The 15,482-nt window shown below is 70.3% G+C and carries 15 protein-coding genes; 8 read left to right on the top strand and 7 right to left on the bottom strand.

Annotation, left to right across the window (positions count from 1 at the left end):
* From ABZ803_RS28855 to ABZ803_RS28845, 3 genes are all read right to left on the bottom strand, one after another.
* Positions 1 to 756 carry a DUF4190 domain-containing protein gene (locus ABZ803_RS28855; protein ID WP_357044032.1) on the bottom strand — a complete coding sequence of 252 codons (756 nt, stop codon included), beginning with the start codon at positions 754 to 756 and terminating at the stop codon, positions 1 to 3.
* 500 nt (positions 757 to 1,256) lie between these two features.
* Positions 1,257 to 1,919, bottom strand: coding sequence for a helix-turn-helix domain-containing protein (locus ABZ803_RS28850; protein ID WP_357044030.1), 663 nt, complete (start codon positions 1,917 to 1,919; stop codon positions 1,257 to 1,259).
* On the bottom strand, positions 1,903 to 3,048 hold the full coding sequence (locus tag ABZ803_RS28845) for an acyl-CoA dehydrogenase family protein (RefSeq protein ID WP_357044028.1): 1,146 nt from the start codon (positions 3,046 to 3,048) through the stop codon (positions 1,903 to 1,905). Before ABZ803_RS28845 ends, ABZ803_RS28850 begins: the two co-directional genes overlap by 17 nt.
* Before the next feature lie 346 nt (positions 3,049 to 3,394).
* On the opposite strand from ABZ803_RS28845, the gene ABZ803_RS28840 reads away from it, so the two are divergent.
* The 3 genes from ABZ803_RS28840 (at position 3,395) to ABZ803_RS28830 (ending at position 6,297) form a co-directional block, all read left to right on the top strand.
* Positions 3,395 to 4,327, top strand: a complete 933-nt coding sequence (locus ABZ803_RS28840; protein ID WP_357044026.1) for an alpha/beta fold hydrolase — start codon at positions 3,395 to 3,397, stop codon at positions 4,325 to 4,327.
* Between the two features lie 106 nt (positions 4,328 to 4,433).
* Complete coding sequence (locus ABZ803_RS28835; protein ID WP_357044024.1) at positions 4,434 to 5,864, top strand: SDR family NAD(P)-dependent oxidoreductase; 1,431 nt, start codon at positions 4,434 to 4,436, stop codon at positions 5,862 to 5,864.
* 46 nt (positions 5,865 to 5,910) lie between these two features.
* Positions 5,911 to 6,297: a DUF2784 domain-containing protein gene (locus ABZ803_RS28830; RefSeq protein ID WP_357044021.1), complete on the top strand. Its 387-nt coding sequence runs from the start codon at positions 5,911 to 5,913 to the stop codon at positions 6,295 to 6,297.
* A 9-nt stretch (positions 6,298 to 6,306) separates the two neighbouring features.
* Here ABZ803_RS28830 and ABZ803_RS28825 read toward each other — a convergent pair whose 3' ends face one another.
* Together ABZ803_RS28825 and ABZ803_RS28820 are read right to left on the bottom strand one after the other, a co-directional pair.
* Positions 6,307 to 7,065: an alpha/beta fold hydrolase gene (locus tag ABZ803_RS28825; protein WP_357044019.1), complete on the bottom strand. Its 759-nt coding sequence runs from the start codon at positions 7,063 to 7,065 to the stop codon at positions 6,307 to 6,309.
* Between the two features lie 127 nt (positions 7,066 to 7,192).
* Positions 7,193 to 8,173 (bottom strand): MBL fold metallo-hydrolase, encoded by a 981-nt coding sequence (locus ABZ803_RS28820; protein WP_357044017.1) that lies wholly within the window; start codon positions 8,171 to 8,173, stop codon positions 7,193 to 7,195.
* An 83-nt stretch (positions 8,174 to 8,256) separates the two neighbouring features.
* On the opposite strand from ABZ803_RS28820, the gene ABZ803_RS28815 reads away from it, so the two are divergent.
* On the top strand, positions 8,257 to 9,207 hold the full coding sequence (locus tag ABZ803_RS28815; protein WP_357044015.1) for a LysR substrate-binding domain-containing protein: 951 nt from the start codon (positions 8,257 to 8,259) through the stop codon (positions 9,205 to 9,207).
* On the opposite strand, the gene ABZ803_RS28810 is transcribed toward ABZ803_RS28815, so the two are convergent.
* Positions 9,192 to 10,061 carry a serine hydrolase gene (locus ABZ803_RS28810; RefSeq protein WP_357044013.1) on the bottom strand — a complete coding sequence of 290 codons (870 nt, stop codon included), beginning with the start codon at positions 10,059 to 10,061 and terminating at the stop codon, positions 9,192 to 9,194. The genes ABZ803_RS28815 and ABZ803_RS28810 overlap by 16 nt on opposite strands.
* A 384-nt stretch (positions 10,062 to 10,445) precedes the next feature.
* On the opposite strand from ABZ803_RS28810, the gene ABZ803_RS28805 reads away from it, so the two are divergent.
* Positions 10,446 to 11,786 carry a CoA transferase gene (locus tag ABZ803_RS28805; RefSeq protein ID WP_357044011.1) on the top strand — a complete coding sequence of 447 codons (1,341 nt, stop codon included), beginning with the start codon at positions 10,446 to 10,448 and terminating at the stop codon, positions 11,784 to 11,786.
* A gap of 45 nt (positions 11,787 to 11,831) precedes the next feature.
* Here the strand turns inward: ABZ803_RS28805 and ABZ803_RS28800 are convergent, their stop codons facing one another.
* A complete protein-coding gene (locus ABZ803_RS28800) occupies positions 11,832 to 12,407 on the bottom strand; it encodes a helix-turn-helix domain-containing protein (RefSeq protein WP_357044009.1) in 576 nt (191 codons plus the stop codon).
* Positions 12,408 to 12,524: 117 nt separating this feature from the next.
* On the opposite strand from ABZ803_RS28800, the gene ABZ803_RS28795 reads away from it, so the two are divergent.
* The 3 genes from ABZ803_RS28795 to ABZ803_RS28785 are packed head-to-tail and all read left to right on the top strand — an operon-like array spanning position 12,525 to position 15,444.
* Positions 12,525 to 13,577, top strand: coding sequence for a nucleoside hydrolase (locus tag ABZ803_RS28795; protein ID WP_357044007.1), 1,053 nt, complete (start codon positions 12,525 to 12,527; stop codon positions 13,575 to 13,577).
* On the top strand, positions 13,574 to 14,458 hold the full coding sequence (locus ABZ803_RS28790) for an amidohydrolase family protein (RefSeq protein WP_357044005.1): 885 nt from the start codon (positions 13,574 to 13,576) through the stop codon (positions 14,456 to 14,458). The genes ABZ803_RS28795 and ABZ803_RS28790 overlap by 4 nt, the downstream gene beginning before the upstream one ends.
* A gap of 23 nt (positions 14,459 to 14,481) precedes the next feature.
* Positions 14,482 to 15,444, top strand: coding sequence for an endonuclease/exonuclease/phosphatase family protein (locus ABZ803_RS28785; RefSeq protein ID WP_357044003.1), 963 nt, complete (start codon positions 14,482 to 14,484; stop codon positions 15,442 to 15,444).
* The last annotated feature ends 38 nt before the right edge of the window (positions 15,445 to 15,482 follow it).

The raw sequence follows: 15,482 nt of genomic DNA, 5'->3' as shown, positions 1-15,482 counted from the left end.
CTACTCGGTCCACAGCACCCATGTGCCGCTGCGGCCGCTGACTTCGCACACCAGGGCCCGGCCGTCGGCGGTGCGCCCGGTCTTGGCGCCGGAAGCGTCGCACTTCGAGCCCGCCTGCTGCACGGCGGTCGCCACCACGTGCGGGCCCGACCACTGGTTGCCACCGGCGGCGCTGAGACAGATCAGCGTGCCGCCGGTGGTGGCGCTGCCGATCTTGCCGAGCTGGGCGTCGGTGCACGGCGCGCCCTTCGTGACCGATTCCTGGCTCTCCGGCGGCGTGGTCGTCACCGCGAGGCTGGGTGCGGCGGTCGTGGTGGGCACCACTGGACGCTCGACGGTGGTGGGAGTCGAGGCGACGGGCGCGGGCCCGAGCGAGGACGTGCGGTTGGTCACGTCCGGCAGCCAATTGCTCGTCATCAGGATGAATCCCGCCACCGCGGTGACCTCGGCTACGCCGAGCAGCAGCGCGAACATCGCCATGACCCGGCCGCGGGGATGGCTGAAGGCGATGAAGCCGAACACGATGGCCACCGGGAACAACCCGAGCAGTGCCGCCACCAAGGCGATGATCGCGTACGGATTGACGATCGGCGGGATCTCCACGCGCAGCCGTCCGGTCCGGCGGCGGCTCGGCGGCTCGGGCCAGCGCTCGTCCTCGTCGTCGGGCCAGCGGCCGTCGGGCTCCGGCTCCGCCCAGCGATCCTCCGGCTGCGCCTGCGGCCAGCGATCCGTTTCGCGCCGTTCTGCCCGTGTCATCAAGGTCCTCTCCACACCACCACACCGCGCAGGAACCTCGGACTATCCGGACCCGCCCCGATATACCGACACAGAATAGGACGCGCACCACGAAAAGTTGATCCGAAGTGTCCGACATTTGTGATCGGGCCGTGATAACGAACTCGCGGATGCGGTAACCGAGGCGCATGCTGGTCCACCGGCCGCCTGCGTGATCGCCACTCTTCCGCAGAATATTCACGTCCGATAAGGCGACGTCGAGCCGCCGGACACGCTCCGTAGGCATGCCGGGCCCAGGATTTGCTCGACGCATTTCCGGCCTGCCGGGCATTGTGCCGTGCGCGCTCGCCGTGGCCGCCGATATGCGGACCGTCGCCGGAGACGGTTCAACGGGCTGTGCGACCGCCGGCGCCGCCGCGGATCGCGTCGGGGCGTCGTCGTCGACCCTCGCCGCCACGGCCGCAGACCGAGCGTCCCGCGACCGGCTCGCTACAGCGGTGCGCGGTGACCCGCGGCGCCGTTCACTGCCTGCGGTCGACTTTGGGCAGCGATTCGGTGACCAATGTCAGCAACATGTCGCACAGCAGGTCGTGCACCTGCTCGCGGGTGAGCGTGCCGCGCGTGATCCATTCCCGGCCCGCGACCTTCACCAGCCCGCCGTAGGCACGCACCATCGCGCGCAGCTGGGCATCGTGTGCCGAATGGTCGAGGCCGACCATCAGCAGCAACCGCTCGGCCGCCGCGTCGTCGGCCGCGTCCAGGATCTGCTGCACCTCGGGATCGTCTCCGACTCCCTCGTGGCTGGTCACCTTCACCCAGGTGCTGCCGTGCTCGGCGATGGTGTCCAGCAACCAGCGCACGCTGGCGTCGACCCGCTCGCGCCACGAGCCGGTGGGCACGGCCATGTTGTCGAGCTTGGGCAGCGTCACCATCCGCCGCACCACCGCCAGGTAGAGATCGCGCTTGTTGCCGAAATAGTGGTTGATCAGACCGCGGGCCACACCGGCCCGCTGCGCCAGTTCGGCGGTGGAGACGGCCGCGTACGGGCGTTCGCCGAACATGTCGATCGCACAGGCGAGAATCTGCGCGCGCCGCTCGTCGGGCTCGAGCCTGCGGCGGCGCGGTAGCGCCGGATCGGCGCCACCGTCCGTGGTCGCGCTCGTGGTGTCAGAGAGACCGGGCAATGAGATCCTTCATCACCTCGTTGCTGCCCGCCAGGATGCGCAGGACGCGGGCGCCGGTGTAGAGCTGGGAAATCGGATACTCCGTCATATAGCCGTAGCCGCCGAACAGTTGCAGGCAGCGGTCCACCACGATACCGAGCTGATCGGTCAGCCAGTACTTCGACATGGCAGCGCTGGGAATATCGAGTTCGCCGCGCAGGTGCTTGTCGAGGCAGTCGTCGAGGAAGGTGCGGGAGACCTTGGTGATGGTGGCGCACTCGGCGAGCTCGAACTTCGTGTTCTGCATGGCGAACAGCGGCTTGCCGAACGCTTCGCGGCCCTTGGTGTAGTCGACGGTGAGCTGCACCGCCTTCTCCATCATGGCGACCGCGATGATGGCCGTGACCAAGCGCTCCTGCGCGAGCATCTGCATCATCTGATAGAAGCCCTGGCCCTCGGCCGCTCCGAGCAGGTTGGACGCGGGCACGCGCAGGCCGTCGAAGAACAGCTCGGCGGTGTCCTGGGCCTTGCCGCCGATCTTGTTCAGGATGCGCCCGCGCTTGAAGCCGGGGGTGTCGTCGCCGACTTCGGCGAAGATCAGCGAGACTCCGGCCGCGCCCTTGGTGGGGTCGGTCTTGGCGGCGATGATGATGCCGTCGCAGAGCCAGCCGTTGGTGATGAAGATCTTGGAACCGGTGATGACGTACTCGTCGCCTTCCCGGACCGCGCGGGTCTTGATGTTCTGCAGGTCGGATCCGGTGCCCGGTTCGGTCATGCCGATGGACAGCACGATCTCGCCGCTCGCGGCCTTGGGCAGCACGCGCCGCTTGAGTTCTTCGGAACCGAACTCGTACAGGTACGGCGCGATGATCGAGCTGTGCACGGGGATGCCCATCGATCCGTCGCCCGCGCGCGCCTGCTCCTCGATGATGGCGGCCTCGTGCGCGAAGGTGCCACCGCCACCGCCGTATTCCGCCGGAATGGCGGGGCACAGCAGGCCGAGTTCACCCGCCCGGTTGTACAGGGCGCGATCGGGGTGCCCTTGGGCGACGAATTTCTCCTCGTGCGGCACGACCTCCTTTTCGAAGAAGGTCTTCGCCAGGTCTCGTACCGCCTCGACCTCGTCGTCACTCCACGCCGCGCGTGCCATCGCTCGATCCTTCGCTCGCTCCGGTCCGGTCTCGTCACCGGTTACGCCCCAGATTCCCGGACTATTGGCGAGTTGTCAACAAGCTGACGCACCGTCTCGAGCACGCTCCGCGGGCGGCCCGGACCGGCACCCGCCCAGGGATGCCGAGGCAAGGCCGTGAGTGTGGGCGGCGTCCGCCCGGCGCGGGCGCGGGTCGGTTCGCCCGGTGGTGAGCTGCGCCATATTCGGGCGTTTTACCTTTCCCTCGATGGGTCAATTCTTCGTACTGTCCGTATCGGAATCACTGACGTCGGGCACGACGGCGACGTGCCATCGGATCGGTAGCCGGCAGCGAAGGGATAACGACATGGCCGAACTGCTCGACATCACCGAAACGCCCCGCCCGGACCGCACCTGGACGGTCGACCGGGACGGCGCAGGTCTCGCCGTCTACGAGTGGGGTGATGCCGCCGCCGAGCCCTTGGTGCTGGTGCACGGCCTCACCGACACACACCGCGTGTGGTCGACGGTCGCGGCCCTGCTGGCCGACGGCTTCCGGGTGATCACCTACGACGTACGCGGTCACGGGCGTTCGGCCACGCCCGCGGCGGTGTCGGAGTATCGCCTCGATCTGCTGGCGGAGGACTTCTTCGCGGTGATCGACGCCGCCAGCCCGCGCAGGCCGGTGCACACGTGCGGCCACGGTTGGGGCGCCGTGCAGCTGTGGGAGGCGGTCTGCGACGAGCGGGCCAATACCCGCATCGCCTCGTTCACCGCGATCGCGGGACCGAACCTCGATCATCTGGGTCTGTGGCTGCGCGCGCTGGCGCCGCGCGCCGGGCGCGAACTCGGCGACCTGGGCTGGTGGCTGCGCGGCGCCCGCTGGGCGCTGACGCCCGGCCCGATCGCCCGCAGGCTCTACCCGCCGCGGGTGCGCGGGCTGCTCGTGGGCCGGCTCGGCGGTCTCGCGCCGGTGCCCGCGCGCATCGCGCCCACCTGGCGCACCGATCTCGTCGCCGGTGCCCGGATCGCCCAGGCCAATCTGCTGCACCACTTGGGCGAGCCGCGCGTGCGGCGGACGGCGGTCCCGGTCCAGCTGCTCGTCGACACCACCGACCCGTTCGTGCCCGCCGCCGTCTACGACGCCTCCACGCGCTGGGTCGACAAGCTGTGGCGCTGTGCCGTTCCGGCGAATCACTGGCTGCCGATCACCGAGCCACTGCTGGTCGCCGAAGCGGTCGCCAACTTCGTCGACGACCTGCGCGCCGACCGCGCGGCCATCTCCCCGCGCAGCAGCTGACCGGCGCTTCGAGCGGGCGTGGGCGACCGGGCGACCACCCGGCAGGCGGGGTTTGCGACAATGGGCCGGTCGTCTGCCCAGCTCGATGAAGGATTCCCCCGCCCCGATGGCCGAAAGCATGATCGATCCCGAGGAGCTCGCGACCTGTCTTCGGGTCTTGGAGCAGGCCGGAACGCTCGAAAAGGATCATCCGGACTCGGTGGCCGTACAGCGGGCGGTCGGCCACATGTTCAAGAAGCTCAAGCAGCGCCGCCGCACCGAAGCGCGCGCGGCGGTCTCGGCCGCCGACCGCGCGGTGGTCGCCGCCACCGCGACCGGATCACCGAACCGGATCGATGACGAGACCGCGGGCATCCCGATCAGCTCGGCCGCCGACGGAGCCAGCGCGGGCACGCTGATCCGCGCGCGCCCCTGCTACATCTGCAAGCAGCGCTACACCCAGGTCGACGCCTTCTACCACCAGCTGTGCCCGGAGTGCGCGGCGAGAAGCCACACCAAACGAAACGCCCGCACCGATCTGACGGGGCGGCGGGCGCTGCTCACCGGCGGCCGCGCCAAGATCGGTATGTACATCGCGCTGCGCCTGCTGCGTGACGGCGCGCACACCACCATCACCACCCGGTTCCCCAACGACGCCATCCGGCGTTTCGCGGCGATGGACGACAGCGCGGACTGGCTGCACCGGTTGCGCATCGTCGGCATCGATCTGCGCGATCCGGCTCAGGTGGTCGCCCTGGCCGACGACGTCGCCGCCCAGGGCCCGCTGGACATCCTGATCAACAACGCCGCGCAGACGGTGCGCCGCTCCCCCGGCGCCTACAGCGCCCTGGTCGACGCCGAATCCGGGCCGCTGCCAGCGGGCGCGCTGCCGGAGGTGGTGAGCTTCGGCAAGACCATGCAGGCCCACCCCACCGCGCTGACCGCGTCGCTCACCCCGGCGCTGACCGCCGCCGACGTAGCCGAACTGGCACTGGTCGCGGGGTCGGCGACGCCGGAACGCATCGCGCGCGGCGTCGCGATCGACGCGGGTGGCCTGGTGCCCGACCTCGCGCACACCAACAGCTGGGTGCAGACCGTCGCGGAGGTGGATCCGACCGAACTGCTCGAAGTGCAGCTGTGCAATTCGGTCGCGCCGTTCATCCTGGTCTCCCGCCTGCGCCCGGCGATGGCCGCCGCCGGGGCCCGCCGGAAGTACGTCGTGAACGTCTCCGCCATGGAAGGGCAGTTCTCCCGCGCCTACAAGGGCCCGGGGCACCCGCACACCAACATGGCCAAGGCGGCGTTGAACATGTTGACCCGCACCAGCGCCCGCGAGATGTTGGAGCAGGACGGCATTCTGATGACGGCGGTCGACACCGGCTGGATCACCGACGAGCGACCGCACTACACCAAGATCAGGCTCGCCGACGAGGGCTTCCACGCGCCGCTGGACCTGGTCGACGGCGCGGCGCGCGTCTACGACCCCATCGTGCAGGGTGAGAACGGCACCGATCTGTTCGGCTGCTTCCTCAAGGACTATCAGCCCTCCCCCTGGTAGCGGTCGATCCGGGCTCCGTCACGCGGCGGAGGACTACCCTGGAGGCGTGCTCTACCGGCTGGCCGCCGACGCCACCGCCGTCACGCATTTCGCCTTCGTGGCCTACGTGGTGGTCGGCGGATTCCTCGCATGGCGCTTCCCGCGCACGATCTGGCTACACCTGCTCGCGGTCTGCTGGGGGTTCGGCACGATCGTGGTCGGTTTCGACTGCCCGCTCACGCATCTGGAGAATTGGGCGCGCGAGCACGCCGGCCGAGAGCGGCTGCCGTCGAGCGGATTCATCGACCACTACCTCACCGGCGTGATCTACCCCGAACACGCGCTCGGTTTGGTGCGCGCAGTGGCGGCCGCGCTGGTGGTGGTGTCCTGGATCGGTTATGTGTGGGCGCTGCGGCGGCCCGCCCCGGCCGCCCGTGTCCACGCACCGCGCTGACGCGGGTGCTCAGGCGCCGAGGTGGCGCGCGACGAAGCCCGCCACCTGCGTGACGTGCTCGTCCAGGTAGAAATGGCCGCCGGGGAAGGTCGCCCGGTCGAATCCTCCGCTGGTGTGCGCGCGCCATTCGTCGGCCTGCTCGGGTCGCATCGTCGGGTCCTCGGTGCCGACCAGCGCCGCGATATCTGCGCGCAGCGGCTCCCCCGGCTGATACCGGTAGGTCTCTACGGCGCGGTAGTCGGCGCGCACGGCGGGCAGTACGAGTTCGGCGAGGCCCGGCTCGGCGCGCAGCAGCTCGAGCGGGGCGGGATCCGCGGCCAGCCGCACCAGGTCATCGATGAGTTCGTCGTCGGAGGCCAGGTGCAATCGCTGCGTCTCCTCGAAGGTGGGTGCGGGACGGCCGGATACGAACAGGGTGGCCACCGGCTGCCCGGCACGCTCGAGCCTGCGCGCGGTCTCGAACGCCACGGTCGCGCCCATGCTGTGCCCGAACAACGACAGCCGCGCGACCCGGCCCTGCGCGAGCACCGCCTGGGCGATCCGGTCCGCCAGCGCGACCAGATCGGTGATCGGGTCCTCACCCAATCGGTCCTGCCGTCCCGGATACTGCACCGCGAGCACCGCGACGCCCACCCCGAACCGTTGTGCGAGATCCCGGTATGCCGTGGCCGACCCTCCGCCGGGTGGGAAGCACAGCAGGTGTTGCCGCGCGACCGCCTCGGATCGCAGCGTCCGCAACCACTCCGAGTCGGTGCTGCCGCCTGCCACGTTCGGTCTCCCTTCGCCGTCGTCGTCCCACCGCGCGGCCGGACCAGACCACGGTAGTCGCCGCGGTCGAGTGCGGGAGCTTTCTGATGCAGCGGTTCCGAAGCCCGTGCGAGCGACCGAGACCCGGTCAAGGCGTGAAGGTCTGGAGATGATCCACGGTGACGAAGGCGCTCTGCGGACTGGCCGCGGCCACCGCGGTCCGCAGGGCTTCCAGACCGCCCCAGTCGCGGGCGGGTTCGGTGAGCGGATGATCGAAGTCGTCCCAGTGGGTGGGCAGCACATATCGTGGGTTACCGGTCGCCCGCAGCAGGCGGCCGACATAGTCTTGGATCTTGCCGCCCCCCGCGGGCAGCAGCAGCACATCCGGGCGCAATCCCGCCACCTCCGACTCGATGTAGTTCGAGCCACCGAAGTTCAGCACACTCACCCCGCCGCCACTCACCTCGTAGGCGAGCGTGCCGCCTTCGACCAGGTCACGAATCACCTTCGGCTCCGGTAGCGATCCCGCGCCGAGACCGGGGCGGGTGCCCGCGAACGCCACCGTGGCGCGCGGTCCCGAAGCGGAGTGCAGTGAACGCAGCACCCGGATGGCGTACCCGTCGAAACGGAGGAACTCGCCGCCGGTGGCCAAGGCGAGCTGCGCCTCCGGGGCGCCGAGCGCGGCCATCAGGTTCAGGTGCGTCTCGGTGCCGAGCACCGTCGCTCCCGTCTTCTTCGCCAGGTACGGCACGTCGGCGAGATGGTCGTAGTGGCCGTGGGTGACCAGGATGTGATCGGCGCGCAGTTCCCCGCTGTCGACGTAGCGGTCGATCAGGGCGGTGTCCACCGTGAGCGGGGTCTGCGGGTCCGCGCCCTCGGCGCTGTAGGTTCCGGTATGGAACCTGGTCAGCCAGGGGTCGATGAGCACGGTCTTGCCGCCCGGCAGGCGGATCTCCCAGCTGTTGTTGCCCCACCAGCGCAGTGTCATCCCGCCGGACGACTCCCCCGCCGAGACCGTGGCCGTCGCGGTGTTGTTCTTGGAATCCGTTGTGCCGCAAGCGGCTACGCCCGCGAGCGCGGCCGCTCCCATAGTCGCGCCGAAGAAATCACGCCGTCCGAAACCTCTCATGCGGGCACCACATCACATGCGCGGTAGCCCTGTCCAAGACCGCCGAACGCGCTCGGCGATATCGGAACGGATATCGTCGCAGCGTGGACCAGCTGCGCCAGCTCCGCTACTTCGTCGCCGTCGCCGAGGAATTGCATTTCGGACGGGCCGCCGAACGCCTCGGCATCGCCCAGCCGCCGCTGAGCCAGCGCATCCGCCGCCTCGAGACCGACCTCGGCGCGCGGCTGTTCGACCGCGGCAGCCGCCGGGTCGAGCTCACCGAGGCCGGGCAGATCCTGCTCGCGGAGTCCCGCGACCTGCTGGCCCGCTGGGAGCGGACGAAAACGCTGGTCGGCAAGGCGCATCGCGGTGAGATGGACGCGGTGCGGATCGGCGTGCCGCCCGAATTGGCCGGGCGGGTGCTCGCCGCGCTGCTCACCGCGTTCGAGGCCAGGGACGTCCGGGTCGACCTACAGGAACTGGCCACCGCCGAACAGGTCCGGCTGCTCGCCGACCGGCAACTCGACGCCGGGTTGCTGCAACACCCGGTCGATGTGGTCGGCCTCGAACTCGGCCCGGCGGTGGAGACGCCGCTGGGCGTGGTGCTGCCCCGTGATTCGCCGCTGGCCGCACGGTCGGCGCTGGAACTGGCCGATCTCGCCGGGCACGGCTTGGTGATCTTCCCGCGGGCCGCCGCCCCGGGGCTCTACGACGCCACGCTGCGCCGGTGCTGGGAACAAGGCTTCCGCCCGGCGTCGGTGCAGCACGCACGCAATCCGGAGTTCGTCCTGGGCATGGTGCTCTCCGGCCGCGGTGTGGCCTTCGATCAGGGCATGGTGGCCCGGAAGGAGCCGCGCGTGGTCTGGCGGCCGCTGCCGGAGGGCGCGCTGAGTCATCGGCTGTCGCTGGCCTGGCCGGTGGGCGTGGGCCATCCGCTGGTCGGCGAGCTCGCCGAACTGGTGGTGACGGTGTTGCAAGGCGACGGCGCGTCGCGGCCCGGTACGGTCGCCGACCCGCCGCAACGGCCGTGGGACGTCGTCTACGGCAGTCCGTGAACGATGCGGCCGATGGCCTCGACGGCGGCGGCGCCGATCGCGCGGTCCACCTCGGGCAATCGCTGCGCCAAGGTGGCCGCCCGCGTGAAAACGGCTACGGCGTAACGCTTTCGGTCCGGATACTCGACGACGCCGATCTCGTTGCGCACACCGGGCAGCGTCCCCGTCTTGGCCCAGACACCCACCTCCGGCGGGAAGGCGGCGGCCAACCGGTACCAATTAACCTGCTCGCGCATCAGGTCACGGACCCACCGGCACGCTTCCGGCGCACCCGCCTGATCCCGGGCGATCAGGGTGAGCAGCCGCACCATCTCGCGCGGAGTGCTCGCGGTGGTCCGCCGGGGGTCCAGTGCCCGGGTGCGCAGCACCTGCTCGGCGTTCAGCGCGGGGAACCGGCGGGCGAACTCCGCCGCGTCGGCCGCGCCGATATCCTCGGCCATGGACTGCACGACGGCGCGGGGCGGACCGACGACCCGGGTGGCGGTCAGGCCGAGTTCGCGCAGCAGCGAGCGTACGTTGTCCAGGCCCACGCGGTCGAACAGCAGGTCGGCCGCGGTGTTGTCGCTGACGGTGAGCGCGAAGTACGCGGCGTCGCGCAAACTGAGCTCGACGTCGTCGGCGCAGCCCGCGGTGCCGACGCCGCCGAGCCGATCCGCCGCCCGCGCCCGCACCCGATCCGCGGGATCCAGCTGCCCCGCCGCCGCCTGCCTGGCGAACTCCAAGACCAGCGGCACCTTCACCACCGACGCGAGCACCACCGGCTCGTCCGCCCGCGTACCCGCTTCCGCGCCACAGTCGACACACTGGGCATGAACCCACCCCTCCACGCCTGCGGTCCGAAAGATCTCCTGCACCGATGCAGCATCCCCTTCCCCGCTGGGGCGGGTGGCTCCGGGGTCGCGCGAAGAAAGCGGACCGATCAGGACTCGTCTTCCCCGAAGGTCTCGGACCCGTCAGCACCTCATCCGCTACCCCGAGGACACGCGTCCGCGATCACGCGGTCGCCGCCCGAGCGCCCGCGACGGTCCGACCCGGCCGAACGCGACGGCCGGTCGACGACGGCATCGCCGCATCGGCGCACGGCGCACCGGTGCGCGGAGCCGACGCGTCGTCGAGCCGAATCGACGCAGGTGGCCGTGGGGAGCGGCGCGGCGGGCGGAAGTGGCGTCCTTCGCGCATGCCGGGCCGGAGGGACCACGCCACGCGAGTTCCCCGGGGCGCCAACTAGGCTGAAGCGAGTGAACACGCACGCACGGCTCGTCCAGGACTACGAGGCCGGTATAGGTGTCACCGCCTCGCGCATCTCCCCCGCGCCCGATCCGGGTAGCAATCTCGCCGCGACATTACCGGTCTGGGCACTGGCCGCCGGTTCGATCGCGGCGCTGACCACGGCCGCGAACCGCATGCGGACCGCACGCCGTCTCGACCCGGTGGCGCATCGCCTCGATCCCGCCCGCATCACCGCGGCCTTCTCCAGCGAGCGTCTGTTGCGCATCGGCGGCCGGATGCCGACACCGTTCGCCGATCTTTCCGGCTTCTTCCCCACCTTCGACGGCTGGGTTCGCACGCACGCCAACTATTCGCACCACCGGGCGCGACTGTTCGCCACGCTCGGCCTGCCCGACTCCGCGCCGGTCGACCTCGCCGTCGCCCAGATGGCCATGATCCGCGCCTCGGACCTGGAGGAGCAGGCCGCCGCGCACGGGGCCATCGCGGTGCGCGTCCGCACCGAGGAGGAATGGGCCGCGAGCCCGCAGGGACAGGCCGCGGCAGCGGGTCCGCTGGTCGCGATCACCGACCGCCCCGACCGCGGGGAGACCGGCCTACCGGCGGGCGCCGCGCCCCTGCAACCCCTGCGGGGCGTGCGGGTGCTCGATCTGACCAGGGTGATCGCGGGACCGGTCGCGACGCGCGCGCTGGCGTTGCTCGGCGCCGAGGTGCTGCGCGTCGACCCGCCGCAGCTGCCCGAGATCTCCTGGCAATTCGCCGACACCTGCCAGGGCAAACGCTCGACGCTGGTGGACCTGCGCACCCACGGCATCGATGATCTGATCGCCGCCGCCGACGTGCTGATCACCGGCTACCGGCCGGGCGCGCTGGAGCGGGCGGGGGTGCGAGCGGCCGCCCGTCCCGGGTTGATCCACGGGCGGGTGTCCGCCTGGGGTGAAGCCGGTCCGTGGGGAGAGCGTCGCGGTTTCGACAGCATCGTGCAGGCCGCGTCCGGCATCTCCATCGCCGAGGGTGCGCCCGCCGTGCCGGGGGCGCTGCCCGCGCAGGCACTCGACCACGCGTCGGGTTACCTGCTCGCCGCGGGCGTGATCGACGCCTTGGTCGCGCGCAGCGACGACGGCGTCGGACGGGACGTACGAGTGGCCTTGGCGCGCACCGCGTCCTGGCTGCTCGACGCGCCGGACCGCACACCGCGTCACCCCAAGCCCGCGATGCCGAGCGCGGCGCATGTGGTCCGGCACGGGCAGGTCGTCACCGCGCCGCCCGTGCTGGCCGAGTATCCGGATTACGCCTCGCCCGCGCCCGCCTACGGCGCGGACCATCCGGCGTGGCCGCTGCCGACGCACTGACCGTCCCGTCGGGAGGCCGTGGAGATCGTCCGCGGCCTCCCGGCACTAGATGTCCACCCCCGCCAGCGCGGCGACCGCCTGCGCCAGCCGGTCACCGTCCGGCAGGTTCGCCTCCGGAGCGATGGTCTGTAGCACCCCGAGCCCCTGGACGAGCACGAAGTACAGCTCGGCGATCGCCTCGGCCTGCTCTTCGTTCAGCTGCGGGTGCGCCTGCCGCAGCGCGGCGGCCATGTCCCGGTAGGCGCCGGGCAGGCTCTGCGCGAAGAACTCCTGCGACTCCGTCGAGCGCGCGACGCGCACCAGATTCTCCATGCTCGCCAGCATGCTGTCGCGGTACTCGGTGAACACCGCGGGCATGCCGTTCCACATGGCGGCGAACGCCGCCAGGGGCGCCGAGCCGCTGCCCTCGCGGATCTTCGCCTCCATGTTGTCGCCGATCGCGGTGCCCAAAGCGTCGCTCAGCGCTTCGGTGATCAATTGGTCCTTGGAGCCGAAGTGGTAACCGATCGCCGCCAGGCTCACACCGGCCGCCGAGGCGATGTCGCGGGCGGTCGCCTTGGCGACGCCTCGCTCGACGATGACTTTCCGTGCTCCCGCCAGCAGATCCTCGCGATTTCCCATACCCACAGGCTACAACGTCTTAGACAAACGTACTAGACGTATGTACTACTCGCTGCGACCGCCGAGCAACCGGCACCTCGGCGCCGGCCCGGTATTCAGGCTCGCTAGTCTCGTGCCGTGCGGCAGAAGATCATCCTGGACGTCGATACCGGCATCGACGACTCCCTGGCGCTGCTGTACCTGCTCGGCTCCCCCGAGGCCGAGATCGCCGGCATCGCCGCCACCGCGGGCAACGTTCCTGCGGCGCAGGTGGCGGCGAACAACCTCGCCTGGCTGGACGTCTGCCGCGCACCCATGATCGAAGTGGCGCTCGGAGCCGCCGATCCCCTGGCGATCCCACTGCGCACCACCGAGGACACGCACGGACCCCAGGGCATCGGGTACGCCGAACTTCCCCCCTCGGCTCGCCGTCTGTCGCCGCGATCGGCCGCGCAGATGTGGGCCGAGCTGGTGCGCGCCCGTCCCGGCGAGATCGTCGGACTCTGCACCGGGCCGCTGACCAATCTCGCCCTCGCCTTGCGGATCGAACCGAATCTGCCGTTGCTGCTGGATCGTCTGGTCATCATGGGCGGCGCGTTCAACCATCCGGGCAACACCACGCCCACCAACGAGTGGAATGTGCACGTCGACCCGGAAGCCGCCAAAGAGGTGTTCGACGCGTTCGCCGCGGCGCCCGCCGAGCGCAGGCCGATCGTCTGCGCGCTCGACATCACCGAGACGATCGAGATGCGGCCCGAGCACCTGGTCCGTCTGGCCGAGCGGGCGAAAAGCTTTCCGGTGGAGGTTGTCTCGCCCGCCGACCCGCCCGAGGCCCGTTCGGCCGCGAGCAATCCGATCGTCCGGCACGTCACCGATGCCGTGCGGTTCTACTTCGACTTCCATCACGGGTACGACCTGGGGTATCTGGCCCATATGCACGATCCGTTCGCGGCCGCGGTGGCGCTGGACCCGGCGCTGGCCCGCACCCGTCCGGCGACGGTGGACGTGGAGCTCGCGGGCACCCTCACCCGCGCGACCACGGTCGCCGACTGGGCGGGCATGTGGGGCCGGGAACCCAACGCCGACATCGTGATCGGCACCGACCCGAAGCTGTTCTTCGAACGACTGATCGCCCGGGTCGGCGACCTCGCGCTGACGGTGCACCCGCCCGCGGCCCAGGGGGTCCGATGACCGCCGCCGAAGACGCGACCTACCTGTCCGCCTTCCGCGCCCGGCTGGGCCTGCCCGGCATCATCGACGTGCACACCCATTTCATGCCCGATCAGGTGATGCGGAAGGTGTGGGCGTACTTCGACACCGTCGGACCGCTGACCGGCCGCACCTGGCCGATCACCTACCGCGACGATGCCGAGGTCCGGTTGAAGACGCTGCGCGACTTCGGCGTACGCGCGTTCACCGCGCTGGTGTACCCACACAAACCGGACATGGCGGCGTGGCTCAACGAATGGACCGCCGACTTCGCCGCAGGCACGCCGGATTGCCTGCACACCGCCACCTTCTTTCCCGAGCCGCAGGCGGCCGGTTATGTCGGCGAGGCGGTCGAGCGCGGCGCCCGCGTCTTCAAAGCGCACGTCCAAGTCGGCGGCTACCACCCGGGCGACCCGCTGCTGGACCCGGTGTGGGGCCTACTGGAGGACGCGCGCGTCCCCATCGTCATCCATTGCGGTTCCGGCCCCGCGCCCGGAACCCACACCGGCCCAGAGCCGATCGCCGGTGTGCTGCGGCGCTTTCCGCGGCTGCGGCTGATCATCGCACACATGGGCACGCCCGAATATTCCGAATTCCTCGACCTCGCAGGCGATTACGCGGAGGTGCGGCTGGACACCACGATGGTGTGGACCGATTTCTCCGAGGCCGACGCTCCGTTCCCGGCGCACGAGCACGGCAGGCTGCGCGCCTTCGCCGACCGCATCCTGTTCGGCAGTGACTTTCCCAATATCCCGCACTCCTACGGTCATTCGATCGAGGCGCTCGAACGGCTCGAACTCGGTGACGACTGGTTGCGTCAGGTCTGCTACCACAACGCGGCGACGCTGTTCGGTATCGAGTGAACGGGCGTGCTCGGGTATCGGACATGACTGCGAAGTCGGTTCTGCTCGGTATCCGCCTGCTGGCGTGGGTTGCGGCTGTGGCCGCCGTCGCCGGGATCGCGCTGCACTTCAGCGGGTCGTCGTCTCGAATACTGGTTCTGGCGGCGTCGGGCGCGCCGTATCTGATGTGTTCCGCCGTCCTGGGTGCGGTCGCCTTCGTCGCCATGCGAAACCGGATCGGCGCGGGAGTAGCGATCGTGGTCGTAGCCCTCGCGACGTGGACGCAAGCGCCGCTGTATGTCGGCCACCCGGACGACGATGACGGGCACACCGTGACCGTGATGCAGGCCAATCTCCTGTTCGACGGAGTCGACCCCCGGGCGCTGGTCGACGAGGTGCGCGCACGCAACGTCGCTGTGCTCACCGTCGATGAGCTCACTCCCACGGCGGTAGAGGATCTCGGCCGGGCAGGTCTCGATCAGGTGCTGCCGTACCGTTTCCTCTCGCCGGGAAGAACCGCGACGGGGACGGGAATCTGGAGCAGCCACCGTCTGTCGGAAACCGTGGAGTACGACGGCTTCGTGTTGAACCAGCTCTCGGCGACCGCGCAGATCCCGGATGCCGGGCCGGTCACGGTGTACGCCTTCCACCCGGTACCGCCGGTGTACGGAACGCGCGTCTGGGCCGACGAATTGTCCCGGCTGCGCGACATTCTCGATCGATCGCCCGCGAATCGACCGGCGATCGCCGGCGGCGACTTCAACGCGACCTACGATCACCGGCAGTTCCGTGCGCTGCTCTCCGGCCGCTTCGGCGACGCCACCGAACAGGCGGGCGCCGGGCATCTGGTCACCTATCCGACCGACAAGCGCTGGCCACCCCTCGTCGGCATCGACCACATTCTCGTCGCAGACGGTCGCGCGGTCGCTGTGGAGACCGTAGACCTCCCGGGAGCCGACCACCGCGCGCTGGTGGCGCAGGTCCGCTTGCCCGGGAAGCACCGGTAGGCCCCCCGGCGAGGTCGGCCGGATCCCGGGACCGTCGA

This window comes from Nocardia sp. NPDC047648, assembly GCF_040642815.1.
Taxonomy (GTDB): domain Bacteria; phylum Actinomycetota; class Actinomycetes; order Mycobacteriales; family Mycobacteriaceae; genus Nocardia; species Nocardia gamkensis.
This window is presented reverse-complemented; position numbering and strand designations above follow the sequence as displayed.